The sequence below is a fragment of the Wukongibacter baidiensis genome (assembly GCF_050888315.1).
In the GTDB taxonomy this organism is placed as follows: domain Bacteria; phylum Bacillota; class Clostridia; order Peptostreptococcales; family Caminicellaceae; genus Wukongibacter; species Wukongibacter baidiensis.
The window spans coordinates 5,090,585-5,117,354 of the sequence record NZ_CP138202.1 but is presented as its reverse complement, the minus strand read 5'-3'; the positions used below and the strand labels follow the sequence as shown (position 1 = coordinate 5,117,354).

Below are 26,770 nucleotides of genomic sequence, written 5' to 3'. Positions count from 1 at the left end.
TTTTAGTAAATTGTCAATGACTTTCCATGAATAATATAAATCTAAATAGGATGAACTTGATTAATACTCTTTATTTCACAACAATCAAACTCTCGAGCATTTCCTTGATTTTTAGATGTATTAAGACAACATTCGGCAAATCATTTAACTTTAGTAAACTTTTAGTAATTTTTTTACGATTTATTTTGAAATAACTCATCTATTTGGAAAATTCCTCTCAATTTTTCAAAAAAGAAAAAACCAGACAATGATTATCTCTTTGATATCAATTGTCTGGTTTCTATTTCTTATTTTAAATTGTAAGTTTTAATTAAATTTAAATCTGGTTTCCTGCTCTAAATAAAGTTCTAATAGCAATCTTTCTTAGAATAATCCTATTATCTCTCCGTTAGATAATATATCCATTTTATTTGCTGCAGGAACCTTAGGAAGTCCTGGCATAGTCATAATATCTCCAGTAAGAACTACAAGGAATCCTGCTCCAGCAGAAGCTCTAATAGACTTAACTGTAATTTTGAATCCTTCTGGTCTCGCTAAAAGCTTCGGATTATCTGATAATGAGTATTGTGTTTTAGCCATACAAACTGGAAGATTTCCAAGTCCAATTCTCTCATATTTTTCTATTTCCTTCAAGGCCTTAGAAGTAAAGTCTACTCCATCTGCACCATAAATTTCTTTAGCTATAGTTTCAATCTTTTCTTTTATAGGCATTTCTAAGTTGTATAGCGGATTGAAGTCTGCACTACCACCTTCAACTAATTCAACAACCTTCTCAGCAAGTGCTACTCCACCTTCACCGCCTTTAGCCCATACCTGTGATAATACAACATTTACTCCTTGCTCATTACATTTATCTTCTAAGAACTTAAGTTCATTTTCAGTGTCAGTAGGGAATTCATTTAATGCAACAACAACTGGAACACCAAATTTCTTAACATTCTCAATATGCTTCTCTAAGTTTCCAAACCCTTTAGCTAATGCTTCAAGATTTTCTTCTCCTAGCTCAGCCTTAGGAACTCCACCATGATTCTTAAGAGCTCTAACTGTAGCTACTACAACAACTGCATCTGGCTTTAATCCAGCATATCTACATTTTATATTAAAGAACTTTTCTGCTCCAAGATCTGCTCCAAATCCTGCTTCAGTCACTACATAATCAGCTAATTTTAAACCAAGCTTAGTAGCTACTGCTGAGTTACAACCATGTGCTATGTTAGCAAAAGGTCCTCCATGGATAATAGCAGGTGTATTTTCTAAAGTTTGTACTAGGTTTGGTTTAATCGCATCCTTAAGAAGTAATGCTAATGCTCCCGTTGCATCAAGTTCACCTGCTGTAATAGGTTCATTTGCATAGGTATAACCAACTATCATTCTTGATAATCTTTCCTTAAGATCCTCCATACTAGTTGCAAGACACATTATAGCCATTATTTCAGAAGCAACTGAAATATCAAATCCATCTTCTCTTGTTACACCGTTACCCTTAGCACCTAAACCTATAGTTATACTTCTTAGAGCTCTATCATTCATGTCTAATGCTCTTTTCCAAGTTACTCTCTTAGGATCGATGTTTAATTTATTTCCTTGATGAAGGTGATTATCAATAAGTGCTGCTAACAGATTGTTCGCTGTAGTTATAGCATGGATATCTCCAGTAAAGTGAAGATTTATATCATCCATTGGTACTACTTGTGCATATCCTCCACCTGCTGCTCCACCTTTAACACCAAAGCAAGGTCCTAATGAAGGTTCTCTTAAAGCTGTTATAGTTTTTTTGCCGATTTGGTTTAATCCCATACTTAGTCCAACATTTGTAGTAGTCTTTCCTTCCCCAGCTGGTGTTGGGTTTATCGCTGTTACTAGTACAAGCTTTCCATCTTCCTTATCTTTTAACTTGTCAAATACATCTAAGGAGATTTTTGCTTTATACTTACCATAAAGCTCTAGGTCATCGTCACTTAATCCAATCTTTTTACCAACCTCAACTATTGGTAGCATTTTGGCTTCTTGAGCAATTTGCACATCTGTTTTCATCGTATTTCCCCCTCATTTTTTGATTATATACAACCCGATAAGTCTTTTAAGCTCTGTTGCCTCAAATTTCCTAGGAAATTTATCTAGACTTATAATCATGTTGTAATATTTGATTAGTATAACTTCAAATTTGATTAGACTTAACAATTAATCTTATTTAATTACTTGTAATTATAAATTTTTAACGTCTCTATTTCGTCTATAGACATATATGTATATTGCTAATTGCTGAATCTCTAGGATTTTAAATAATTATACTATAAGAACCAATAGGTACGCATTGTAACATTTATACAAATCAATCTAAAAATCTGAATTTTCTTATCACTTTTTATCTATTATTATAAATTGCGAATTTTATATTGTCAATTCAAAATATCATTCGCATTGTTGCAAATGTTTTTATTTGATTCATTTATATATGTTTGACTTTCCTTTTAAAAATAGAAGACTGTATTTTCTATGAATACTCTAGGATTATAACAGGAAATACTATACCTTGAGGTGATTTCTATGAAGAAGTTAAAAAAATCAAAGCTTCTTTTTTGCATAGCTCTATTGTTGATTTTGGCTGCATGTGTTAGATATCCTCAGGAAGAACTGATTAAGCCCAAGGCTTCTTCAATGTTTAAGAAGGGCAATGTTGAAAAGGTACAAGTTACTGTAGACAATGCTTACATTAGAAACGGTAACTCCAGAAACTTTCCCGTTATAACTACAGTGAAAAAGGATGATGTCTTAGATGTCGGCGGGCTTGTTGGTAAGTGGTATATTATCATCCTTGATGATGGTAAGGTAGGAGCGATTAATCCAGAAGACGTTAAACCTATGGTAGAAAAACCAAGTCTAAAGGGGCAACAGGCCAATATTAAACAGCTAACTCCAAATGAGCAAGAAATGGTTCGTCTGGTCAACGCAGAAAGGTCTAAGCATGGTTTAAATCCCTTGAAGGTAGATTTGGAACTAGCCGAAGTTGCCAGGTTTAAATCTCAGGATATGATAGATAATGAATACTTCAGCCATTATTCCCCTACATATGGCAGCCCCTTCGAAATGCTGAAAAACTTTGGAATAAAATATATTTATGGAGGAGAAAACATTGCTGGCAATCCCACTGTAAAAGCAGCTCATGAGTCTCTAATGGACTCTGAAGGTCATAAGAAGAATATACTTAATCCAAACTTTACTCACATAGGTATAGGCGTTAAGGAAGGCGCTAAGTTTGGAAAGATTTTCACACAGATATTTGTGGGAAGATAGAGATAAATAACTTCAATATCTAATAAATTTCAAATGTTAACATTGCTTATCTATTGAGGAAATTGCATAATTCTAACTTGGCATAATTGCATAATAAATACGGTATGCTTCTAGGGCTTTTAAGACTATATATAGTAGCAAGTTTTTTAGGATGGTAATTATGCAATTTGCTCTATTGTAAGAATTACAGTATAGGAAGGTGATTTTGATGACAACAGGTATAACTGAACATAAAAAGCATTTTCACAACCTCTTAAAGACAGTTGAAGGTACAGGATGGATTCTTTGCGATGCAATAAGTTATATGGCTGAAAATGATATAGTTCCAGATACAACTTCAAATAACAAAGTTTCCTCTAAGCTGGCTCAAAATATTTCTGAAATATTCGAGATAGTTTCGGAGTGTGAGGAACCAGAGGTTATAGATCATATAGCCGATAAAATGCTTGAATACTCCGGCAATAATTCTGAGGAGTTCTTATCATATCTTGGAAAATATATGGGAGATAATCCTCTTTATAAGAGAATTGTTGAGAACTCAAGAAATAGAAAAATGCATTAATAAAGGCGTCTACCGACGCCTTTATTCCTACTTTTCTTCTTTTATCCTAATTCCCTCTTCTATATCTTCATTTGGTGAAACTATAATCTTATCTCCTTCTTTAAGCCCTGATTTAATTTCTATATAATCTTCACCCTCTAATCCAGTTTCAATCTTTCTTAATTCAGCTATGTTATTTTCAACAATAAATACATATTTACTATCATTAAGATCAAACACTGTATTGTCAGGTGCAACTAGTATATCGGATTTAGACCATAGCTTAAACTTTGAGTCCACCTCATATCCTATCTTCAATTTTGAATTTTCAGGAACTCCAGCTTCTATCCTTACTCTTTTCTGTTCAATTCCTAAATCTGATACCTTGCTAAATGCTTTTGGATAAATCTTATCTACTTTTCCCTTTATCTCATCAATACCAAGGTCCTCGCTATATATTATTACGAGTCCATCTTCTTTTATATCTCCTACTTCACTTGCTAAAACGTCTACTTCTATATACAGGTCTTTAGTATCACCGATTTCTATAACATTAGTTCCCTGCTGAACATAGGCTCCTTCCTTTAAGAAAACTTCCGTTATAGTACCACTAACAGGAGCCTTAATCATAAGATCTTCTTTGCTCTTTACTAAAATTTCTTTCTGATAAACGAGTTGGGCTATTTGTGCCTCATACTGATTTTTTATGTTACCAGATACGCCTTTTTTAAGCAATCTAAGTTCATTTTGCTCTATTTTCAAGGTATTTTCTTGAACTGTAAGATTTTCCTGGGCAGCTTTATAGGCTTCATGACTTATAGCCTGACTTTCATATAGTTTCTTGCTATTTTCTAGATTTCTTTTAGCTTCATCAACTAGAACCTTTGTCTTATCAACACTTGCTTGAGCCTTGGCTATTTTTTCTTTGTCAACAGGTTTTATTGCTTCCTTATAGGTTGCCCTTAATCCCTCTATCTGGGCCTCTAGAGACTTTATTTCAAGCTCTAATTTTTCCGAATCAACCTCAGCAATTAGATCTCCTGTTGACACAACATCCCCCTCAGTTACATGAATGTTCTTTATCTCTCCCGTGGCATCAGCATAGACGATTCTTTGACTTCTAGATTTTACTGTTCCAGTTTCTTCTACGAAATCAGATACACTTCCATAGACAACTTCATGTATTTCAGCTGTAACAACATTACCGTTTTTCATTTTATAATATATTCCGAAGGTGATTATTGAAACTACTAAAACTAGAATAATAATCTTAATAATTTTTTTCCTCATTTTCAACACCTCACTATGAAATTCTACTCTTAAGAGCTTCCATAAAGTCAAGCTTATATATTTTCCTCAAAGTAAATAATTGTGCTATTATTACAAAACATACTGTAAATAATGTTGCAGAAATATATATTTTAAGACCTATATCTCCCCTCAAGGTATATAAATCATTACTAAATGCCTCTTCCATTCCCCTTACGAATCCTAATCCAATTGGAATTCCAGCAAGTATTCCAAAGAATGTCATCACTAGATTTTCCTTAACAATCATCATGAATATTTCTTTTCTAGAGAATCCCATAACCCTTAATGAAGAAAACTCCAACCGTCTCTCGGATATTCCCATAATCGTTGAGTTATATACGACAGCAAGGCCAAGAATACCTGAAAATATAACCATTATACTTATTGAAGAAATAGTCATGCTCATAAACTGCTTAAATATATCCTGTAGATCCTGCAGGGACTGAACACTGGTTATATTCTTTAGGTTTATCACCTTTTTCTTCACATCGTCCTTTGAGTTAAAGTAAACTCCTGTTATTAGCTCCTTATCTAAAAGATTGGACTGCATTTGTCTAATGTCCATATATGCATTAATTCCAAGATTTTGCTTTATTATATTCTTTACCTCTATCTGCATATCCTCTCTATGAGGTATAAAGCTTTTCACTGTTACTTCATCTCCTACTTTCAAATCTAAAAATTTTGCTAGATTTTCTGATAGGACTACCCCTTCCTCGGGTAAATTTATTTTTTTCTCCTTTAGAGTTTCGAAGTTATAAAACAATGTGTCCCTTTCAACACCAATTATGTTTACCACCTTACTCTTCCACCCATTATTCATTTCAAAGGGAAATTCCACCTTTGGTTCAATCGAATCAATGTCTACTATATTCTTCAAATCATTAATTATTCTCTTATTCATAGGTTTTGAGAAATTAACATTATAATCCATTTTTTGAAACTCGCCATAGTGATCTTCAAAAATCGAAAATACAGTACTAAACTGATAAAAGGTCATAAATAACATCCCAAAGGATAAGGATATTCCAAATAAAATGAAAAGGAATCTCTTTTTACTCCTAAATATATTTCTCATAACCATCTTCCAACTAAAGGATAGATTATTCCATAATATTTTTATACGTTCGACCAAGATTCTTTTGCCTGTCCTTGGTGCTTCAGGCCTCATAGATTCAGCTGGAAGTATCTTTAAGACCTTCCTACCACCTAACAAGCCTGCCACAATGCAAAATCCACCTGCAAGCAATACCGCATTTACTACATATCTGAAGTAGTAATTCACCTTCAATATAGGTATGTTAAAGTACTGTAAATATAGCTTAGTCAATCCTCCTGCTAGCATCATCCCTAGATTGGTTCCTATAATCGCAGCAATAACTCCAATAACTAAAGAATACTTTGTATAGTGGGATATAATCTCTATATTCTTATATCCAAGGGCCTTCATAACTCCTATCGGAACCCTATCCTTTTTAACCATCCTTGATATCATGACCGCAATGATTAAAGCTGCAACCCCTAAGAAAATCACCGGGACTACCTTTGACATAGTCTCCAATTGCTTTATTTCTTCTGAGATCATTCTGTTGCTTAGCTGATTTTCTTTAATGATAATCCTTTTTACCCCATACTTCTTCAATACTTTTTCTAACTTATCCTCTATCTTATCTACTTGATTTTCATCCTTTACTTTAAGTACAACTTCATTATAGCTGTTTCCGAATCCAAAGCTTTGTCTTGCAAATTCATCGGCCACAAAGACTACACCAAATTTATCTGGTAGTGGTAAAAGCGTTTGTTCATTTTCCATAAGATATATATATTCAGGGCTGGCTATTATACCGGCAACATCGAGATTATATTGTCTACCACTTATTTGAAGCTTTAAAACATCTCCAACCGCTATTTTTCTTGCCTTAGCAAATTGTTCAACTATTAGTACATCTTTATTCTTATCCCTTATCCCTTCTCCATCAACTAGAAAAATGTCATTTATATTTTCCTTTTCATTGGGTAAAGAAGTAATTCTAACAGTTACCTTTTCATCTCCATCTTCTACCTTGAGCGGTACATCTGATACTATTCTTCCCTGGGCATCTGTGATTCCATATTTATTTTTAATATCATCTATAGCATTACTGGGAATCTTCACTACTTGAACATACATGTCTGCAAAGTTTGTTAAGTCATAATATTCATTTAGAGTAGTTTCCAAATTCAATGCAGCCATTTTCATAGCAGTATACACTAGAAGTCCTACAACAATTACCGTCATTACTGCAATGACCTGACCAAAGGATTTCTTCATGAGTCTAATTAATCTGACATTTAATTTTCTCATTACCATTCAATCCTTTCAGGATCTATTTGATTATTATTTATTTGATTATCAACTATCTTACCGCTCCTCATTCTAATAATTCTATCTGCCATTTGAGCTATTGGTGCATTGTGAGTTATTACTAAGACTGTCTTCTTATACTCTTTGTTTATTCTACTAAGTAGGGAGAGTATTGCAATCCCCGTCTTGTAATCTAATGCTCCAGTTGGTTCATCACAGAGAAGGATAAGAGGATTTTTAGCAACGGCCCTGGCTATGGCCACTCTCTGCTGTTCCCCACCACTTAGCTGAGATGGAAAATGATCTCGCCTTTCTCCAAGTCCTACATTTTCTAATACAGTCTCAATATTTAACGGATTTTTACATATTTCCGTGGATAACTCAAGGTTTTCCTTGGCAGTCAGATTTGCCATAAGATTATAGAACTGAAAAACAAAACCTATTTTATCTCTTCGATAATTAGTTAACTGTTTTTCACTATACTTAGTAATCTCATCATCCTCTAAAAAGACTTTTCCCTCTGTCGGTTTATCCATGCCACCTAAAATATTTAACAGCGTACTTTTACCCGAACCACTGGGCCCAAGTATTACAACAAATTCCCCTTCTTCTATTTCAAAGGATGCATTTTCAAGGGCCTTTACAGTTACTTCTCCCATTTGGTAGTGTTTACTGAGTTTTTCAACCTTCAGTATTATGTTTTTGCTCATATTAACACCCCCTATTACTTACTGCTCCATACTATTACTTTTTACCTATTCCGTTTTGAAGAAAATCCAAATAATTATCATATAGTTTCATAAGTTCATCAAGTTCAACTTCATTAATATCTTTCAAAACCACTTTATCATAGCTTAGGAATAAATTCTTAATTAGTCTCGTTGTAAAATCCACTGGAAAATCATCCCTAATTTCTTTTCTTTCAATTGCTCTTGCAATTAGGTTATCCATTAAATCCTCAGTAACATGGTTAAATTGCTTTCTTAGATGTGTCATTAATTCTTCATTTTTTTCTTCAAGTAACCTTTTTCCAAATTGATAGTAAACAGGATACTCCTTCGCAAATTTAAATCCTAAATGCCCATATAGCTTTAATATTTCAAATATATTTTTATCTTTCATCTCTTCTTCGTAGTTTTTTAGTTCTTTATCCAAAAAACGAAGTTTAACATTCCCAGCTTCTACGTATATAAAAGTGTATAAATCTCTCTTGTTTTTAAAATGATAATAGAATGAACCCTTACTCATAGATGCATTTTTAATAATATTATTTAATGAAGCTTCATCGTAACTTTTCTGAGTAAATTCATCTAGTGCTGCTTCAATTAGTTTATCTTTTTTTTCAAAGTCCTTTATTTCCAATGATCTCCACTCCTAAATTTCAATACTTTCCCTAGACCATGCAGTCTAGACTATATGGTCTATTATATATCTAGAAGTTCAATTTGTCAACAATCTTGTAAATCATTTCCATTTTTCTCTTTCGATATTTTTTGTCACATAAAAAAAAAAGAATGACAATGTCATTCTCCTTTTTTTTGTTTACATTTTATCTAGCTTCCATAAATGGATATCTATAATCCCTAGTCGAATTGAATGTTTCTTTTATCACCCTTGGATTTGTCCATCTCAATAAGTTCAGTTTACTTCCAGCTTTATCATTTGTACCAGAGGCTCTCCCTCCTCCAAATGGCTGCTGACCTACTACTGCTCCTGTAGGTTTATCATTAATATATAGGTTTCCGGCTGCATGTTTAAGCTCCTCTTCCATTTTTACTATTGCCATTCTATCCTGTGAAAAAATAGCCCCAGTCAATCCATATGGTGTTGATTCATTACATATTCTGAGGGTCTCTTTAAGCTCTTCATCTTCGTATATATATATTGTTAGCACAGGTCCAAAGATTTCTTCTGTCATCGTCTTAAAGTATGGGTTTCTTGTAACTATAATTGTCGGCTCAATAAAATAACCTTGCTCATCGTCACATTCTCCACCCCATATTATTTCAGCCTCATCGGAGTCCTTTGCATATTCAATATACTCTTTGATTCTATCAAAGGCTTTTTTATCTATTACGGCACTCATGAAGTTTGTAAAGTCTTCTACATCGCCCATTTTAATTGTTGCCGCTTCGCTAATCAATTTATATTTTAGAACTGTCCATATGCTTTCAGGAACATAGGCCCGTGAAACCGCTGAGCACTTTTGACCTTGATATTCAAACGCCCCTTGTATTAAGGCTGTCATAAGTTCATTAACATTTGCAAGCCTATGAGCAAAAACAAAGTCTTTTCCTCCCGTTTCTCCAACAATTTTAGGATAGGATCTATAGTTATTAATATTTTCCCCAATAATCCTCCACATCGTATTAAATACTTCAGTGGATCCTGTGAAGTGTACCCCTGCAAACCACTCATTGTTAAATGCAATGTCACCTATTAAGCTACCAGAACCTGGAATAAAGTTAATTACTCCGTCAGGAAGCCCTGCTTCATGTAATAATTTCATGAACAAGTAGTTGGAATATATTGCTGTTCCAGCAGGTTTCCATACAACTACATTTCCCATTAATGCAGGTGCTATTGCTAAATTTCCTCCTATAGCTGTGAAATTAAAAGGGGTAACAGATAGAACAAAGCCTTCAAGAGGTCTGTATTCCAATCTATTCCATGAACTACTAGTAGAAACAGGCTGTTCACCATAAATCTGAGACATAAAATAAGCATTAAATCTTAAAAAGTCTATCATTTCACAGGCAGAATCAATCTCAGCTTGATAGGCTGTTTTGCTTTGCCCAAGCATAGTAGCTGCATTTAAAGTCTGTCTCCATGGACCTGCCAACAACTCAGCAGCCTTTAAAAATATTGAAGCCCTATGCTGCCATGGCATTCTTTCCCACTCTTTTTTTGCTTCCAGAGCTGCTTCAATTGCCATTTCAACTTCTTTTTCCCCTGCCATATGGTATGTAGCTAGTACATGATTTTTGTCATGGGGAACCACACATTTTGCTGTATTCCCTGTTCGTATTTCTTTTCCACCTATTATTAAAGGAATATCCATTTCCTTTCCTCTAAGCTCTAAGAGTTTTTCCTTTAAATTCATTCTTTCATTACTATCTACAGAATAGGAAAGAACAGGTTCATTTTCTGGTTTTCTTACCTCAAAATAAGCATTAGACATAAAAAATCCTCCTTTATTAATAAACATTCAATGGAGGCATCCCAGTTGCTTATCAAAAAGAAGGTACTTTGTATAAAAGTGAATACTACTAAAAATAATAACACAATAAATAACTATACTTGCTTAGTAATATCAAAATACCGATTTTCCAAGTCCTATAGTCAGCTATTATTCAGCTATACTCATCAATTATCTCTCCTTTCCACACTGGGAGGCACAACCGTTTCCAATTATACCCTACAGGCCTTAGAATCCTAGACTAATAGTCCTTAGATAAAAAGACTCGAAGAGAAAACCATATTAAGTTTTAAAATTATTCTACTGCAGTAAAGTATCATTTGAAAATCTTAATCGATTAAAAATATACTAACATTATATATTGATATTTTTGTAAATTCAACATATTTCTTAAAATGATTTTTTTTAAGGTTCACCTTTCATTTTTCTCGTTCCTTTCTCTCATAAGCATACTTATTTTATAATGAAGTTATATAGCTAAATGGATATTCTGCTACTTTCTCAAACCCTAGCTTATCCGCTAGCTTTCTCGATGGAATATTCCCTACAGCGCAGTCCCATTTTGGTATGTAACATCTTTTCATACATTCATCAATTAAGCAAGATGCCATAAATCTTGCAATGCCTTTTCCTCTATAGGAATCATCTGTTTCAATATCAATTTCAGCCTCTCCATTTTCAACTGAGGCACTAATGCATTGAGCGACTATTTTTTCTTTATCTAATAAAATAAAGCCGAATCCATTTTCAATGAAATTGTCTATAGTTCCCCAAAAGCTTATTATACCGTCATTATATTCTAATACTTTTTCAACATTTTCCTTACTTATGTATTCTAGCTGATATGGAAATGGGTTTTCTCCATATGAAATATAATCACTTTTATTAAATCTATACTGAATTCTCGGAAAATCTTTGACTTCTAGTGAGCCATTATCGCCCAACTTTCTTCTCCATTTTTTTGATATTCCAAACCAAAGTATTGGTTTATTATTTTTAGTTTCTTCAACAATGATATCTTCTAACCCAGAGTTAAAATTTATATCATCCTCTCCGCCCAATTGATAAAACCAGCCATCGTTGCTTATAACTAGAGCTGCTGTAGGCGTTTCAAAGCTATTAACATAAACACTACCTTTCTTCTTATCAGAAAGTATTGATTCCAACAATGGAAAATGGCTATTTTCATCATTTAGTAGATGGGATATTAAATCAAACTGTTCTTTCTCTATTTTCAGCATTATACTACACCTCAATCTCCATTCTTCTTGTTCTCGTTTTCATTCCCATTGATTCATAGAATTTAATAGCCGGGTCATTAAACTCCCATACGCTTAATTCTAAGCTTGAAACTCCAATTCTCTTAGTATATTCAACGGCTTTATTAAACAATAATTCACCTATACCTTTTCCTCTATATTGTTCTTTGGCACATAGCTCCTCCATATAAACAAATTTTCTTTGTATGACAATAGAATTGCTTTCGATCTCTATTACCCTCAATATAGTGTAAGCAATTATCTCTTTCCCTTGGGTCTCTACTAAAAAAATTTTACATCTTATATCGTCCAATAACTCTTCATAATATCTTCTATTTAAAGGTCTATCATTTTCCTTAAAATTATTCGGCCTAGATTCCACGTGTAAATTGTGCACTTCAACAACTAATTCATTTACACTCTCATAATCATTTTTCGTTGCCTCTCGTATTTGAAATTTCAAATATAGTCCCCCTTTCTAACCTTAACTAGCCACTCCCTCTTCAATAATCCTTATATACTTTTCTATGTAAGGAAATCGCTTAGCTATAGCTGCTTCTATAATTCCTTCCTTATCATAGTTGACTTGTCTCATGCTAATTTCAAACTCCTCATCTAATATCTCTAAAACGGCATATGATGAGATTATATTTTTAACATATGGCATTCCTACACTTCCGACATTAACTATTGTTTTTTGACCAACTTTAACAATCGATGGTTTATGTGAATGACCGCAAAGTATTAGTTCTTCATCTACACCATCAAGGATTTCTAATAATTTTTCCTTTTCTATCTCTTCTCCCATTATTTCGCTATAGCTTCTTGGCGAACCATGTACACATAAAACACTTAGACCATTGACTTTAATTTTCTCTGTGATCGGTTTGGACATTAGAAAATCTATATCTTCTTTTTCTAATTCATTTAAGGCATAAAGATATAATTCAAATAGCATCTTCTCTCTATCAGTCTTAGGAGACCAACCGTCATTAGCTTCTTCAAACCACCCATCTGTATTTCCCTTTACCCAACTCAAAATATCTAATTTTTTAAGGAGCTCTAATGACATTTTCGGATTAGGGCCTCTCATAACCAGGTCTCCTAAAAAAATAACCTTTTCGATACCTTCTTTTTTCAAGTCATCTATAACTGCTTTTAGCGCTAAATCGTTTCCATGTATATCTGAAAGGACTGCTATCTTCATTGAACTTCCCCCTTGTAACTACTAACTAGACTTATTCGTTTGAAGCTTACCTAGTACACTATAGGTACAGAATCTCTGTAATCCATGGGTTAACATTGCTACTACAATATTTCCTGTAATTCCATATATAATACCAACCCATATAGAAAACCAAAATGACGCAGTGATCTCTGGTATTATGTTAAAGGAAACCTTTTTTCCTTCCATAATCTCTTGAATGATTATAAATTGTACCCAGATTATAGCATTTAAAAGTATTGCTAATGTTACAGGTCCATAAATAGCACCATCAATGCCTAAAACGACAAATAGATTTTGGACTAATAGCCTCTGTGGTATCTCCATCGATGCTCCATTCAAAAAGTTTTCAATATTGAATGTTTTCTTGGGTTTATCTTTTTTGCCATGGTATGCAATAATCGAAGTTGGTATAACACATATCAAAATCAACACTATATTCTTCAATTTCCATACATTATGGGTATTAAATATAAATATTTTTTCAGGATATAGTTTCCAAAGTATTATAGCTAATACTAAACCCCAGAACTGAAATAAATATGAACCCTTAAATTTATCATTAGATATCTTTTTTATCATGGAAGCCGAGAACACTTGTATTCCATAAAGTAAACAGATCACTATAGAAACAACAACATATTTTAAGATTGTAGTAAAAAACATATTATTTCACCTTTCTCTAAATATCCTTAATCGAGTTTTTCCAATACTATTAAGTCTCCATCCCACTCAGGAATATACAACTTTCCATCATAATAATCCATACTACATATCAATGGAAGATTTAACTTAAAAGGATCTTTTTCATCAATGCTATTTCTTTTTCCTTCAATACTCCCTTGATTACCTGCAATAGTTGTTATTTTCTTAGTTTCAGAATCTATCATCCTTACAACATGATTTTGAGTATCGCCTATATAGATGTTACCTTTTTCATCTATTACCATAGACCAGGGTCCATCGAAATCTGCATCTTTCTTTGTACCAAATGTTGCTTCTAAAGGGTGTCCATCATCTCCTATATATCCACCTTCGCCAGTTCCTGCAACAAGTTTAACTACATGCCTTTTTATATCAATCATTCTCACTGTATAATTTCCACTATCTAAAACATATATGTTACCATCTGGACCACATTTCATGTCAAAAATCCAATTAAAACTTACTTCATCAAAACCCATATCACATTTTTGAAATCCAGGCTGTCCATTGCCTAATGTTCTTATCATATTTCCATCATAATCAAACTGCCACACCTTACAACCAGTTATTTCGTTTATCCAAATATTTTCTTCTGAGTCATATATACAGTTCCCAATATCCTTAATTTCATATTTATCACTATCAACTACTACATCAATCTTCTCACTTTTTGGATAAAACCTATATATTCTCTTATCATCACTAAATAAAATAGACTCATCCTTAGCACCTTCCAGGTACTTAGGCCCTTTTAAATCTAAGTTATAATGTTTGCATTTATTTGTAACCCTATTTGCGCCCATCGTCCAAACTAAGTTATCATAACCTAATAATCCTATCCAGTCTTGCTCATTATTCAACACATATTGATTCCCCTCTAAATCGTGAAATCCAAATTGTGCATATCCTTCTCCCCAATGCTTTTCAGCCGTAAAGTTTATAATTTTTTTTATCTTCCACTCCACCATTTTTTTATCACCTATTTTCTATAATCTGAGTTTGACTTCATCCCTAGTAACCATCTGGCCATCTCAATTCTCTTTAACACCTCATATAACAAAATCGTTATAATAAAAGATAAGACAACTATAATTATAAACTTAAGATAAATTGCAATACTCAGCCTTACCATATAAAAACTAACAATGACCAGTATCGTCTGATGTAAAATATAAACTGGAAATGCTGCCTCATTCATATAGGAAATAATTTTACTTTTTTTGCTTAAATGTTTTCTTCCATATCCAAGAATAACTATAAGGGTTAACCATACCGCTAAATTTTTCATGAAAGCAATCCCAATTGCTGTCAACGACCAAGTACCTGTATTACTGTTATTAATCATAACCGAAAACCATATTGGTATATAAACTATTAAAAAAATTAGCGCTTTGAACTTAAGTTTTCCTATAGCTTTTTGCATTCCTTCACTTAAACTCATTATATATCCTAATATAAAAATAAGTATGTAATAAAATGGATTTTGTCCCCCAGGGCCTGGTAATGCCTCGGTCAAAGTCAACGGAATAAATAGCATTACTAAAACCAATGGACTATTTAAATAATCTATAATTTTTAATGAACTACTCTGTAGTTTCTCTATTAACTTAAATAATGGTAAAGAGACTAAGGAAAAAACAAATAGATATAATATAAACCATAAATGTGCTGGAGTAAATGAACCAAAATAACCGGTTAAGTCACTAAAATCCATAAAGTAGGATTTTAGAAACTCTAAGTAATTTGAATTAAATTCTTTTTCAGTTAATTTTGCTATATATCCCTGTGGCGGGACAATAATTATAAGTCCAAATATCAGGGGAATAAACAGTCTATGGAATCTTTCCTTTAGATACTGAGCCCCTGTTCTTTTCTTTAGAGCATACCAGCTTGAAGCACCAGCTAAGTAAAATAGCAATGGCATAAACCAGTATGCAGTAACAGCTATGAACAAGCTCAATACCCAACTTGCTCCAGTATTCTTCACATAAAAAGGATCCCAATAATCAAAAACCCTTGCTGCATGAAATGGAAATAATAATAGTATTCCAAGATTCCTCATCCAATCAATATCATATCTTCTTGTACTAATACCTATATCTATCCTTCATATTTTATTTACTCCTTTTTTTGCATCATGGACTCTATTTCAATTTATTTAATACAAAATCCTTTTCAAGGTGATTATATATTACATTTTATCATTTTTACCATTATATTCAATTAATTAAGTTTAAATCTTTATTCTAGCAGGAATAGAATTTCAACATTTAAAATATTTAAGAGATATTGATATTTCCTATGTTTTATAACAAAAGCTCCCCAATCTACTTATAAAAAATAGATCGAGGAGCTTTTAAAAAAATTATTTATATGCTTCTACTACTAATGGAAAGGAATCTATAGTATATTCCTTTTCATCAAAACCTCCGTGAAGCTTAATATCTCTAAAACCAGCTTCCTTTAGCAGCTCAACGAAGTCCTGACTTTGTAAAGGATAGAGCTTTATGCAATTGTCATAGCTTCTTTCATTGTTAATAATTAGTTCAGTTTTAAATAAAACCTTTCCATCCTCCAATTCATAGTTCCTAACAAACCTTACGCCACTTTCAGGTCTATCTATTAAAGGTAGTTCTTTAACATCATACTTCAATACCCTATCATAGTTTACTATTTGTAAAATAACTACTCCATCTTTCCTTAAAAGGCCATACATCTTATTTAGGAGATCTTTAATCTCTTCCTTATTATCTAAGTGTACTAGTGAATTTCCTATACATACTACTGCATCAAATTTATTGTCACCAAGAACATCGATTTTTTTCATATCCAGTACATATGGTTCTACATCTGTTCCTTCTTTCTTATTCTTAGCTGCTATTTTCTTAATCATCTCTTCGTCTAAATCTACAGCCGATACATTATATCCTTCCTTTGCTAATGCTATAGAATAATTTCCCGTTCCAGCAGCTAAATCCAAAACATCTTGCTTTCCTTTAATGCGTTTACCTATAAAATTTAACTGAGGCTTTCCTAAAGGAAAAACAATATCATAGTATTTACTTAACTCTTCATAAAAACCCATAAAATCACCCTTTATTCGATATTCTATATTATTGTCTATACTTAATATACCCAATATATTTTATAACAATCTACAGAATTTTCCTAATCACTATGTATTTTCTCCAATTATTCTCTATCATAATAATCTCTTTAAAAGTTAAAAATAAGTATAGTAACTTAGATAAGTCAAGATTTTCTATATAAATTATATATATATGAAGGGAGATTTATTCATGCCTTGGAAAAAAGGAAAGATAAAATTTGACGATGGATCAGAATATCCTGCAGAGTTATTAGTTAAATCCGATGGTCAAGTGTGGAATGCTAGAATTTTGAAGGATGGTAAGATTGTAGAAGAAATTGATGCTAATCATTTTGCAAAGAATTTAGAGAAAAACGCCGAGGATGTTTATCCTTACAGCTATGAAATAGATAAATAAAATTCGTATGTCTCAGAATGACGAATTTCTGCGTTATTTAAAATTCAGGCGACTTGGCACGTACGTCAGTACTAGCCAAACCGCCTGAATTTTAAAACCTTGAACTTCACTCATTCTGAAACATCCGGTGGGACTGTGACTCATAGGAATTTTTATGAGACAGTCCCATTCTATAATAAATCTTTATCATCAACTGCATTATTTATTACTTCCCAAACCTCATCGTATTCATAACCTTTTCTCCATGAGGCTATTCCTTTAAGGCTATATTTATTAGCCAATTCCAGTTTCAGCTTTATAGATTCAGTATCTTCTACCCAAACCTTATAAACTGCTCCATCCTCTTCATAGGTTGCAAAGTACTGCCCAGTTTCTTCATCCCAGGAAATCGCAGCATTGTTTCTGTCTAAAATTTCCTCAACGTTTCTAATTGGTACAGCCTTTGATGAAACCTTTATTTTCCCGTTCTCATCCTTCGTTTCCTTCCATACCCTTGTATAGAATGGCACACCTAAAAGAAGTTTTTCCTTTGGTATAGTGTCCAGACTCCTCTCGATTCCTCTTTCTACCCATCCTATAGATGCAACAGAACCACTTACTGGGCTTGTAGCCCAATGCTCATCATAGGCCATCAGTGCAACATAATCAACTATTTGAGATAGCCTTTCTCTATCATAAACCTTAGACCATCTTTCACTACCGCTAGGTACTGTTACATCAATAGAAACAACCAAGTTTTGCTTTTTTAAGATATGGGTCAAATCTTCAACAAACTCAGTAAGTGCATCCCTATCCTCATAGTAGACATTCTCAAAATCTATATTAATACCATCTAAGTCATATAAACTTGCATAAAAAGCAATCTGAGCTATTACCTTGTCCTTCATTTCATCATTATTTATAACCTCTGATGTAAGCTTAGGATCAAAGCTATTGTCTACAAGTCCCCATACCTTATATCCCTTTTCGTGGGCCTCTTCTACATAATCAAAATCTGCTTTATTAGTGATTACACCTTCATTATCTAGGCTAAACCAAGTAGGTGTAACTACATCCAGCCCCTCAATTTTTTCTTCATCAGATATATCAGGAGTCTTTTCGTATACGTATTCCCATGTAACATTTATTTTCCCATCATCAAGTTGATTTTCTCTAGTAGAATTTATTTTATAATCAAATTCAATTTGCTTGGGTTCACCATCGGTAAATTTCTTTTCTACATATCCATAATACCCTTTTTCTGTCCTTACACGATAAGATTTTTCCTCTTCTGAAAGTATCTTAACAACATTACCGTTATTCACTATATCAACCTTATGACCCCTTAAGGATTCTTTTGAATAAATATTTACATTGTCATACTTTATTTCACTAAACTTAGATTCATCTCCAAACCTATCTATAATAACTATATTGGATTCTTCATTATAATTTACATCTATACTAAATACTTTCTCTAGCTGATCTATCGGAAGATACTTAGTATAGTCTTTTATCATTAATGGAATATTTATATTAGCATTGCTTTCTTTAACAAACTTTGTAATATCATCATCTTCCATCTGAAAGTTCTTATTAGATACATCTATAAACGCTTTTTTGCCATCCTCATCAGTGTATATGCTATCATCAAAATGTTCTTGTATAAATTCCAAAGGTAAGTAGACATTGTTATCTTCTATTAATATACTATCAACATCTTCAATAACCTTATCTTCTAGGATTAATACTGTTTCATCCCTTTTACTATCCTCTATTTCACTTTGGTTTTGAGTTATACTAAAAATACCTACCAGTAAAACAAAAACTACTATCCCTATCACAGTATACTTTTTCACGCTTGTCCCCTCCTCCCGTGACATTAACCCCTACAAAAAATCAGTCTAAGAACAATTATATAATAAAAAGGCCCTTAAGCGCTATGGTAATTTCTGCTTAAAGAGCCTTCAAAATCCTTTTAATATACAACATATCCTATTAGCCCTGCCATGGCTACACAAAGGATGGGGTGGAGTTTCAATTTCATTATAGAAAACAATATTAAACTTGCAATAATAACACTCTTAAAATCTATTAAAGCAGTTTTCCCTACCGATATTGCCGCAGAGATTATTAGACCTAATACAGCTGGCCTAATACCAGCAAATACATTTTTAAGAGCATCTGAATCCTTAAAACGGGTTAAATATTTTCCTGTCATAACTAAAAGAATAAATGACACAAGTATCACACCAATAGTTCCTGACATTGCACCACCAAGCTTAGCTATTTTGTATCCTACAAAGGTAGATGAATTAATTGCAATTGGTCCCGGCGTCATTTCAGCTATCGCAATTACATCTACAAATTCCTTACTACTTAACCAGCCATGGGAATTAACTATCTCCTTTTCAATGAATGGAATCATAGCATATCCTCCGCCAAAACTAAATCCACCTATTTTTAGGAACGATATAAATATATCTAATATTAATTGCATCCTACTCTACTCCTTTGTATAAAAAATATCCTAGGGTGCCGCATGTAACAATTATAAGTATTGGATGTACTTTAAGAAGCGTTACTAATAATACTGTAACTACCAATACTACATAGCTAAAGGCATTTTTCTTAACACCTTTTTTCAGTTTAAAAACAGCAACTAGTATCAAGGATACTACAGCAGGCCTTATGCCCTTAAATATCCTTTCCAACAATTCCTTCTCTATGGATTGGGTCAGATATTTTGCAATGATTAAAATAATAAAAAACGAAGGTAAGGCTGCTCCAAGGCAAGCCATAATAGCTCCTGATATTCCATATGTTCTATAGCCTATATATGTAGCAGTATTTATTGCTAAAGCTCCAGGTATAGACTGAGAAAGTGCAATAATATCTAAAAACTCTTCTTCCTTAATAAGTTTATTCTTTTCAACAATTTCATCTTCAATCAAGGGAATCATTGCATAACCTCCCCCAAAGGTAAATGCACCAATCTTAAAGAAAATGAAAAAAAGCTTCCAAAGCTTCTTCATATATATAACCTCATCTCTTCGTAAACTCGAAAATATTATCCTACTTAATTGTAAAGCAGCTTGAACCATTCGTCAAACTCATAAAGATTAAACTTTAGTACAACCTTAGTTAAGATTAATTATATACGAACACATTGTTTCAAATTAGAATACAATATTCTATGAGTATAACAAACGAAATTGCTTGTTATGCTTCTTTGAGTCTCATACAAATCTTTTGGATTTATATGTGCCTTCTATAAAGAAAGGAGAGTTTTCTTTTATGAGCTATATAAACGATATGATAGCTGATAGATTTAGAGATAAGAGCTTTGATATAGCTAAGGAGGATTATAAATTTATTAAAATAAAACATGCTAAAAAAGATATTCGAACAAGATACCCCGATATCGAACTGATAGATTTAGGTATTGGCGAACCGGATTCTCCAGCTGACTCAGAAGTAGTTAACGTTCTATGTAACGAAGCTGGCAAACCAGAAAATAGATGGTACTCTGATAATGGTATCCCAGAGTTTCAAGAGGCAGCCGCAAAATATCTTAGTAGAGTATATGGGGTTTCAGATATTGATCCCTATCATGAAATTTTACATGGAATTGGAGCAAAATCAATTCTTTCAATGCTCCCTCTTTGTTTTATAAATCCCGGAGATATAACTATAACTACTATTCCAAGTTATCCTATAATATCAACACACACTAAATATTTAGGCGGAGTAGTTTATGGTCTACCTCTAACAAAATCAAATAATTTTTATCCTGATTTTTCAAATATACCAAATATAATTTTATATAGATCTAAGCTTTTGTATATCAATTACCCGAACAACCCTACAGGTCAAGTAGCAACAGAGGATTTCTATAAACGTGTCATCGATTTTGCCCGTAAAAATAATATTGTCGTTGTTGCTGATTCCTCCTATTCTGCCTTAACCTTTGATGGTGAGAAGCCTTTTAGTTTCTTATCTGTAGATGGAGCTAAGGAGGTTGGTGTAGAAATACACTCTCTATCGAAGTCCTTTAATATGACCGGATGGCGCTTAGCATTTATTGTAGGTAATTCCGATGTAATAGATATTTTTGCAACAGTAAAGGCAAATTCAGATTCAGGTCAATTTAGAGCAATCCAAAAAGCTGGAGTTACAGCCTTAGAACATCCAGAAATAACTCATAAAAACTGTGAAAAATATTCTAGACGATTTGATTTATTAATTGATGCATTACATGAGATTGGATTTAGTGTTGAGAAGCCTAAAGCGACCTTCTATTGCTATGTTCCTATTCCAAAGGGAACTAAATCCGGTATTACTTTTGAATCGGCCGAGGATTTCTCATTATTTTTACTGAATAAGGCATTTATATGCACTGTTCCTTGGGATACACCCGAACCATATGTGAGGCTTTCTGTCACATTTGAAGCTAAAGATTATAGTGAAGAAAAAAGAATTATTGAAGAAATAAGAAAAAGACTATTGGCTCTAGAGCTAGAGTTTTAAATCCATTTAATTAAGGTAACAGTTCAGAGGTCTTTTACATATTGACCTTAGAGCCTGTTACCTCTTAAATGCACAACTACGCTTTAGAAGCAAGAGTAGTCAATGCTATCCTTACCTTGTACGCTTCAAGTATATCCTTTGCCTTGTATTTTACACGATTAGGAGCTATAAGTTCTGTTCCTGGAATGTATAGAGTTGCTTCAGCCATTCCACTATTCTTAAATGCAATTTCAATATCAATTTCACCATGAATCTTGCAAGGAGAAATTGTTTGTAGTTTACTGCTTAATGCCTCATATGCTTTCTTTTCTAACATTCCGTGGACTTTTTGAGGCTGTATACATTTAGCCGTATATCTACTACGAGCTTCCTTCACTATGACCGTTTCAATATTCTTATTGAAATCCTTTACTTGATTAGCTAGAACATCATCACCGGATACTAGAATAACGGGAACATCATAATAACCAGCTACTAAGGAGTTTAATTCAAACTCACCCACAACATTGCCATTTATCACTATTTCACTTATTGTCGCTCCAGAGTATGAGTGGGATAATACTCCGGGCGTATTCTGCCTTGCATGATATCCAATGAAAAATACTGCATCAAACCCCTCTTCTATTCCCTCCATCATACTTAAGATCTTATGATTTCCCGTAATGAGCATAACATCTTCATCCAGATCTTCAATCAATATATTTGTCATTGAGGCATGAGAGTCGTTCACGATTATCTTCTTTGCACCGGCTGCCTTTGCTCCCCTTATTGCCGCATTTACCTCATCGGTCATAAGCTTTCTTGTCCTATTGTATTCAAACGAACTTTGGGTAGTATGAGTGCCGTTTACTACACCACTTATCCCCTCAATATCTGCCGAAATGTATATATTCATCCTTAATCTCTCCCTATTTAAAATATTGTTCCTACAGCAATTAATTTTTCATCTAGATATTTATTATAATCATTATCATCTTTATTTAAGCTGTTTATCACAACTCCACACTTAGAAGAAGCAGAATGTATAACCTTCTCATCGCCAATGTACATTCCTACATGCCCCTTATAAAACAGTAAATCACCCTTTTTCATTTCTTCCCTTGTGATTTCCCTCATATACTCGTCACGAAGCTCAGCGTCTCGCCAAATAATTATTCCATTTAACATATATGACATGGAGCAAAGCCCTGAACAATCTATACCTAAAGGGCTCTTGCCTCCCCAGCGGTATTGAGTTCCTAGATACTTACTTGCAGTCTGTACAAGACTTTCTCTAAGAATATTCTCGTCTTTTTCAAAGTTAAACTCCCTCTTTTTTTCTATATACTCTCCTTTCACCCATCCCCTTTCAAGGCTTGGCAAAATAACTTCTACCCACTTATCCTTCTTATTCCCTGTAACCTTCATAATAGATCCTCTAGTTGCCATCTCCACAACATAGTTTTGATAATTAGGTTCCTTCATTATATCAACTACAGAGTGAACAATAAGATAGTCTGCTTCTTTACTCCATGAAAGCGCCCTCTCATTATCTATAACCAAATCATTTTCATGGATATATCCCTTATATTTATAATGGGTCTCTACATAGTACCAGCCATTATCTTCAAGATTGATTAGCTTCACCACCATCCCGAGCAATCCTTCATCGGCTAAAGAGCTCTTACCGTTAGGCTTTGTTCTTATTGAAGCTACAGTTTTATTAATTATGCCATGGCCTAATTCTACTTTGTTCATTGTTTATCCCCCCTTAAGTTTTCAAACCCTCGTATATTATTTTAGAAACATTAGCAATTATTTCTTTTGCTTCTAAATTGCTATTAGCACTGGTCACAAATACTCCCAGTATATAATCGATATGATCTAAAAAAATGATTCCGATGTCATGGTTTAAGTTCTTGAGTTCCCCAGTCTTATGACCAATTGTTATTTCCTCCGGTAGATACTTAGGAAGCATTTCTTTATGGTTTTGCCTTTTAAGAATGTCTATTATAAGATTACACATCTCTTCATTTAAAATCTCTTTTCTATATATTAATTCTAAGACCTTTGACATATCTAGTGGGCTTGTATAGTTTTGTCTTCCCATTTCAGCTGCTTCAAAGTCCATCATTTTTCTTTGTAATATAGTATTCTTTAAACCCAATTCCTTTGCAAATTTATTAATATTCTCAATACCCAGTAGATCAATTAGTACATTTGTGGCCGTATTATCACTGATAATTATCATAAGGGTGATAAGATCTCTAAAGGTAAATCTATCGATCTTTAGCTCAGTGATTATACTATATTCTACCTTATCTTCACCTTTAATCTCTATTATATCCTCGAGTCTATAATTACCCTTTATAACTTGATTCACTGCCTCCATCATTATTATTACCTTTATGATGCTTGCAGAAGGTACTTTTTTAGATTCATTATATTCATATATGACTTCTTTCTTCTTCAGATCCTTTAGTATTATTGCTACTTCAGCTTCTTTATTCAATATGTACTCTCCTATTCGCTCGATTGACTCCACCCCTTCCCTTAAAATTTTTCATCTTAACAAACTTCAATTTCTTTGCATATTGATCTCAATTTATATTATCTTTACAAAATCTCTAGAAAACAAAAAAACAGCATAGATACCCAAGCCTAAATTTTTAGGTTATCCATGCTGTGTTTTGTTTTTGACCTACAGATATAGAGATTCCAATAAAGACTTTATTCCATACTAGGAAGTCTATATATAGTGAAAAAACAAAGCAGCAAATTAGCTTACTTTTTTATTTGCTCATACTTCTTATACGCATCCTTCCATGCAACAATAAGGGCTCTTTGCGATGAACCATGATATCTACTCTTAATTTCTTCAACGAGTGGATTTTGTCCCTTATTCATTTGATATCCTATAAATATTGATTTTACAAAATCCCTCGTTTCCTGCAGTGTTGTAGAAACTCCTACATCTACTATAACTGCATCCTCCGGATCAATTATTAATGCTATAAAATATGCACTATATTGAACAGTTATGGGATTATTGATAGCAGTTTTTGAATCGCCTACTATATATAAGGTATTTTTACTATATTTATTCATGCCATCACACCTTTTAAATCTGGATTTAATCCAAATCTATTTGCTTCTGAAAATGCTGGTAATCCTTGAGGGTTTTCCATTCACCACCCCAGGTCCATCCTCTTTCCTTAAAGGCTCTGTAGCAGATATCCCCCTCAACAATCATACCTGGTCTCACATTCTCTCTATCTTTATACTCTTTACCTGCTACCGGAGATACTCTATCTCCCTTAATAAAGGGATTTTGTACTGGGTTGATATCAATAGCTATACCGTAACTATGCTTTGATAATGTTCCCTTTTTCCCAGCAACTTCTCTAAAACAAAATGCCGATGTATTGTTATCATCCATAGACAAATCATCATTAGCATCATATTCATCTATCAGCCTTATTTTCTCGATCGGAAATTTAGCTTCATAAAGCTCTTTGAATATCTGAGTGATTTCCTCAGCAACCTTTTTATGTACAACTAATTCACCTATATGTTCTTTATCATCAAATCCCCAATAGGTTACCCTTACATAGGATAAGTCATCTAACCCTACTGGAGCACCTTCTTTCCAAGACACTCCATCGATTTTGTCTGTAATAACCTCAGGTATGGGTTCATAGGTAAAACTATCTATTATAGCTTCCTCTAAAGCCTCCTCCTTTTGAGGTTCCTCATTGGCTTCTTCGTATGGTTCATTATTTTCCTCAGATACTTCTATTGTATTCTTTAGGATAATTTTATTTATTAATGTTAAATTTACAATAATTAAAGAAAAAAATATTAATACCCCTACAAAAACAGCCCGTCGTCTTCTTTTCTTCATTTCCACTCCTATTCTTTCAAAAGCTTTGAAATTTTCTAAAATATTATATAATCATTTTAGCATAATTTTTCCTCGATTTCCATCTATAGAAAGCTTACGGCCTAACTGAAGCGTAACCATAGGCTTACAGTGGCCTGCCCTTACATTGCAGATAGTGGGCTTATTTAGTGGAACAATCAAATCATTTATGACCTCCGTCAAGGTCAAGCTAGGATCATAGGATCTCGCTATACAATTATTCCAATCACCTAAAATAAAGCCCGAAGCCTCATCTAGTTTACGAGCTAGGGATAATTGTGTGAGCATCCTATCTATGCTATAGGGCTCTTCATCAATATCCTCTATGAATAATATATTCCCACGGGTATCTATTTCATAGGGAGTTCCAATAGTTGCTGCTATCAAGGAAAGATTCCCCCCTACTAACACCCCTTCAGCACAGCCTCCTACCAGCGTTTCGATTTTGTGATCATCAGGATTCATTACTTCCTCCACAGCATCTTCATACATGATGGAGTTCATTAGAGACTCCCTTGTAAAGTCGTCAAAATCCTTAATCATATCGGTAGAGGCCATTGGCCCATGAAATGTAACGAGTCTACATACCTGGTTTAATGCTATATGTATAGCAGTGATATCACTATATCCAATGAATGCCTTGGGATTCTTCCTAATACAATCATAATCAATTTGCTCTAGAATTCTCGGTGTTCCATATCCTCCTCTAATACACATTATTCCATCTATATTTTTGTCACCAAACATCATATTTAGATCCCTTGCTCTTAATTCATCGCTCCCAGACAAATACCCATAACGCCCATAACAGCTTTGGCCAACCTTTACCTTAAATCCTAGTTCTTCTAATAGTTCTTTAGATCTTACAACCTTTTCTTCAGGCGTAGGACTGGCAGGAGCAATGAGTCCTATACAGTCACCTTTTTTAAGCGGTTTAGGCTTTATCATTAATTTATCCCCCTTAAATAACTCATTA

The 26,770-nt window shown here is 33.3% G+C and carries 26 protein-coding genes and 1 riboswitch; of the genes, 4 read left to right on the top strand and 22 right to left on the bottom strand.

Going from position 1 to position 26,770, the window contains the following annotated elements; all coding sequences use genetic code 11:
• Positions 1 to 363: 363 nt before the first annotated feature.
• A complete protein-coding gene (locus tag R9X47_RS23085; protein WP_432663442.1) occupies positions 364 to 2,034 on the bottom strand; it encodes a formate--tetrahydrofolate ligase in 1,671 nt (556 codons plus the stop codon).
• Positions 2,035 to 2,547: 513 nt separating this feature from the next.
• Between R9X47_RS23085 and R9X47_RS23080 the strand changes: the two genes are divergently transcribed.
• Together R9X47_RS23080 and R9X47_RS23075 are read left to right on the top strand one after the other, a co-directional pair.
• Entirely contained in the window at positions 2,548 to 3,294 is a 747-nt protein-coding gene (locus R9X47_RS23080; protein ID WP_432663441.1) for a CAP domain-containing protein, read from the top strand.
• Positions 3,295 to 3,502: 208 nt separating this feature from the next.
• Positions 3,503 to 3,856 (top strand): hypothetical protein, encoded by a 354-nt coding sequence (locus tag R9X47_RS23075; RefSeq protein ID WP_432663440.1) that lies wholly within the window; start codon positions 3,503 to 3,505, stop codon positions 3,854 to 3,856.
• Between the two features lie 27 nt (positions 3,857 to 3,883).
• On the opposite strand, the gene R9X47_RS23070 is transcribed toward R9X47_RS23075, so the two are convergent.
• The 12 genes from R9X47_RS23070 to R9X47_RS23015 form a co-directional block, all read right to left on the bottom strand.
• A complete protein-coding gene (locus R9X47_RS23070; RefSeq protein WP_432663439.1) occupies positions 3,884 to 5,125 on the bottom strand; it encodes an efflux RND transporter periplasmic adaptor subunit in 1,242 nt (413 codons plus the stop codon).
• Between the two features lie 13 nt (positions 5,126 to 5,138).
• Positions 5,139 to 7,490, bottom strand: a complete 2,352-nt coding sequence (locus R9X47_RS23065) for an ABC transporter permease (RefSeq protein WP_432663438.1) — start codon at positions 7,488 to 7,490, stop codon at positions 5,139 to 5,141.
• Positions 7,490 to 8,200 (bottom strand): ABC transporter ATP-binding protein, encoded by a 711-nt coding sequence (locus R9X47_RS23060; protein WP_432663437.1) that lies wholly within the window; start codon positions 8,198 to 8,200, stop codon positions 7,490 to 7,492. The genes R9X47_RS23065 and R9X47_RS23060 overlap by 1 nt, the downstream gene beginning before the upstream one ends.
• A gap of 34 nt (positions 8,201 to 8,234) precedes the next feature.
• Positions 8,235 to 8,852, bottom strand: a complete 618-nt coding sequence (locus R9X47_RS23055) for a TetR/AcrR family transcriptional regulator (protein WP_432663436.1) — start codon at positions 8,850 to 8,852, stop codon at positions 8,235 to 8,237.
• Positions 8,853 to 9,039: 187 nt separating this feature from the next.
• Positions 9,040 to 10,671, bottom strand: a complete 1,632-nt coding sequence (gene pruA / locus R9X47_RS23050; RefSeq protein ID WP_432663435.1) for an L-glutamate gamma-semialdehyde dehydrogenase — start codon at positions 10,669 to 10,671, stop codon at positions 9,040 to 9,042.
• Between the two features lie 179 nt (positions 10,672 to 10,850).
• Positions 10,851 to 10,972, bottom strand: a riboswitch (molybdenum cofactor riboswitch).
• Between the two features lie 175 nt (positions 10,973 to 11,147).
• Positions 11,148 to 11,930, bottom strand: a complete 783-nt coding sequence (locus R9X47_RS23045; RefSeq protein ID WP_432663434.1) for a GNAT family N-acetyltransferase — start codon at positions 11,928 to 11,930, stop codon at positions 11,148 to 11,150.
• A gap of 4 nt (positions 11,931 to 11,934) precedes the next feature.
• Positions 11,935 to 12,411, bottom strand: a complete 477-nt coding sequence (locus R9X47_RS23040; protein ID WP_432663433.1) for a GNAT family N-acetyltransferase — start codon at positions 12,409 to 12,411, stop codon at positions 11,935 to 11,937.
• A 21-nt stretch (positions 12,412 to 12,432) separates the two neighbouring features.
• Positions 12,433 to 13,155, bottom strand: coding sequence for a metallophosphoesterase family protein (locus R9X47_RS23035; RefSeq protein WP_432663432.1), 723 nt, complete (start codon positions 13,153 to 13,155; stop codon positions 12,433 to 12,435).
• A gap of 21 nt (positions 13,156 to 13,176) precedes the next feature.
• The gene (locus tag R9X47_RS23030) at positions 13,177 to 13,839 is read right to left on the bottom strand and encodes a hypothetical protein (protein ID WP_432663431.1); all 663 of its coding nucleotides are present in this window, start codon (positions 13,837 to 13,839) and stop codon (positions 13,177 to 13,179) included.
• Positions 13,840 to 13,865: 26 nt separating this feature from the next.
• Entirely contained in the window at positions 13,866 to 14,846 is a 981-nt protein-coding gene (locus R9X47_RS23025; RefSeq protein ID WP_432663430.1) for a hypothetical protein, read from the bottom strand.
• Between the two features lie 11 nt (positions 14,847 to 14,857).
• The gene (locus R9X47_RS23020; RefSeq protein WP_432663429.1) at positions 14,858 to 15,940 is read right to left on the bottom strand and encodes an acyltransferase family protein; all 1,083 of its coding nucleotides are present in this window, start codon (positions 15,938 to 15,940) and stop codon (positions 14,858 to 14,860) included.
• Between the two features lie 303 nt (positions 15,941 to 16,243).
• Positions 16,244 to 16,963, bottom strand: coding sequence for a class I SAM-dependent methyltransferase (locus tag R9X47_RS23015; protein WP_432663428.1), 720 nt, complete (start codon positions 16,961 to 16,963; stop codon positions 16,244 to 16,246).
• 214 nt (positions 16,964 to 17,177) lie between these two features.
• Here R9X47_RS23015 and R9X47_RS23010 point away from each other — a divergent pair, with 214 nt between their 5' ends.
• A complete protein-coding gene (locus tag R9X47_RS23010) occupies positions 17,178 to 17,384 on the top strand; it encodes a hypothetical protein (RefSeq protein WP_432663427.1) in 207 nt (68 codons plus the stop codon).
• 170 nt (positions 17,385 to 17,554) lie between these two features.
• Here the strand turns inward: R9X47_RS23010 and R9X47_RS23005 are convergent, their stop codons facing one another.
• The 3 genes from R9X47_RS23005 to R9X47_RS22995 form a co-directional block, all read right to left on the bottom strand.
• A complete protein-coding gene (locus R9X47_RS23005; RefSeq protein WP_432663426.1) occupies positions 17,555 to 19,222 on the bottom strand; it encodes a glycosyl hydrolase family 18 protein in 1,668 nt (555 codons plus the stop codon).
• Positions 19,223 to 19,341: 119 nt separating this feature from the next.
• Positions 19,342 to 19,863 (bottom strand): chromate transporter, encoded by a 522-nt coding sequence (locus R9X47_RS23000; RefSeq protein ID WP_432663425.1) that lies wholly within the window; start codon positions 19,861 to 19,863, stop codon positions 19,342 to 19,344.
• 1 nt (position 19,864) lies between these two features.
• Positions 19,865 to 20,398 carry a chromate transporter gene (locus R9X47_RS22995; protein ID WP_432663424.1) on the bottom strand — a complete coding sequence of 178 codons (534 nt, stop codon included), beginning with the start codon at positions 20,396 to 20,398 and terminating at the stop codon, positions 19,865 to 19,867.
• Between the two features lie 262 nt (positions 20,399 to 20,660).
• On the opposite strand from R9X47_RS22995, the gene R9X47_RS22990 reads away from it, so the two are divergent.
• Entirely contained in the window at positions 20,661 to 21,893 is a 1,233-nt protein-coding gene (locus R9X47_RS22990) for an LL-diaminopimelate aminotransferase (RefSeq protein ID WP_432663423.1), read from the top strand.
• Positions 21,894 to 21,969: 76 nt separating this feature from the next.
• On the opposite strand, the gene R9X47_RS22985 is transcribed toward R9X47_RS22990, so the two are convergent.
• The 6 genes from R9X47_RS22985 to R9X47_RS22960 form a co-directional block, all read right to left on the bottom strand.
• Positions 21,970 to 22,788: a M55 family metallopeptidase gene (locus R9X47_RS22985; RefSeq protein WP_432663422.1), complete on the bottom strand. Its 819-nt coding sequence runs from the start codon at positions 22,786 to 22,788 to the stop codon at positions 21,970 to 21,972.
• Positions 22,789 to 22,805: 17 nt separating this feature from the next.
• A complete protein-coding gene (locus R9X47_RS22980) occupies positions 22,806 to 23,630 on the bottom strand; it encodes a C40 family peptidase (RefSeq protein WP_432663421.1) in 825 nt (274 codons plus the stop codon).
• 13 nt (positions 23,631 to 23,643) lie between these two features.
• A complete protein-coding gene (locus R9X47_RS22975) occupies positions 23,644 to 24,384 on the bottom strand; it encodes a serine hydrolase (RefSeq protein WP_432663420.1) in 741 nt (246 codons plus the stop codon).
• A 272-nt stretch (positions 24,385 to 24,656) separates the two neighbouring features.
• A complete protein-coding gene (locus R9X47_RS22970) occupies positions 24,657 to 24,980 on the bottom strand; it encodes a DUF3870 domain-containing protein (RefSeq protein WP_432663419.1) in 324 nt (107 codons plus the stop codon).
• Positions 24,981 to 25,005: 25 nt separating this feature from the next.
• Positions 25,006 to 25,776: a M15 family metallopeptidase gene (locus R9X47_RS22965; protein WP_432663418.1), complete on the bottom strand. Its 771-nt coding sequence runs from the start codon at positions 25,774 to 25,776 to the stop codon at positions 25,006 to 25,008.
• 51 nt (positions 25,777 to 25,827) lie between these two features.
• Positions 25,828 to 26,742, bottom strand: a complete 915-nt coding sequence (locus tag R9X47_RS22960) for a S66 peptidase family protein (protein ID WP_432663417.1) — start codon at positions 26,740 to 26,742, stop codon at positions 25,828 to 25,830.
• Positions 26,743 to 26,770: the final 28 nt, after the last annotated feature.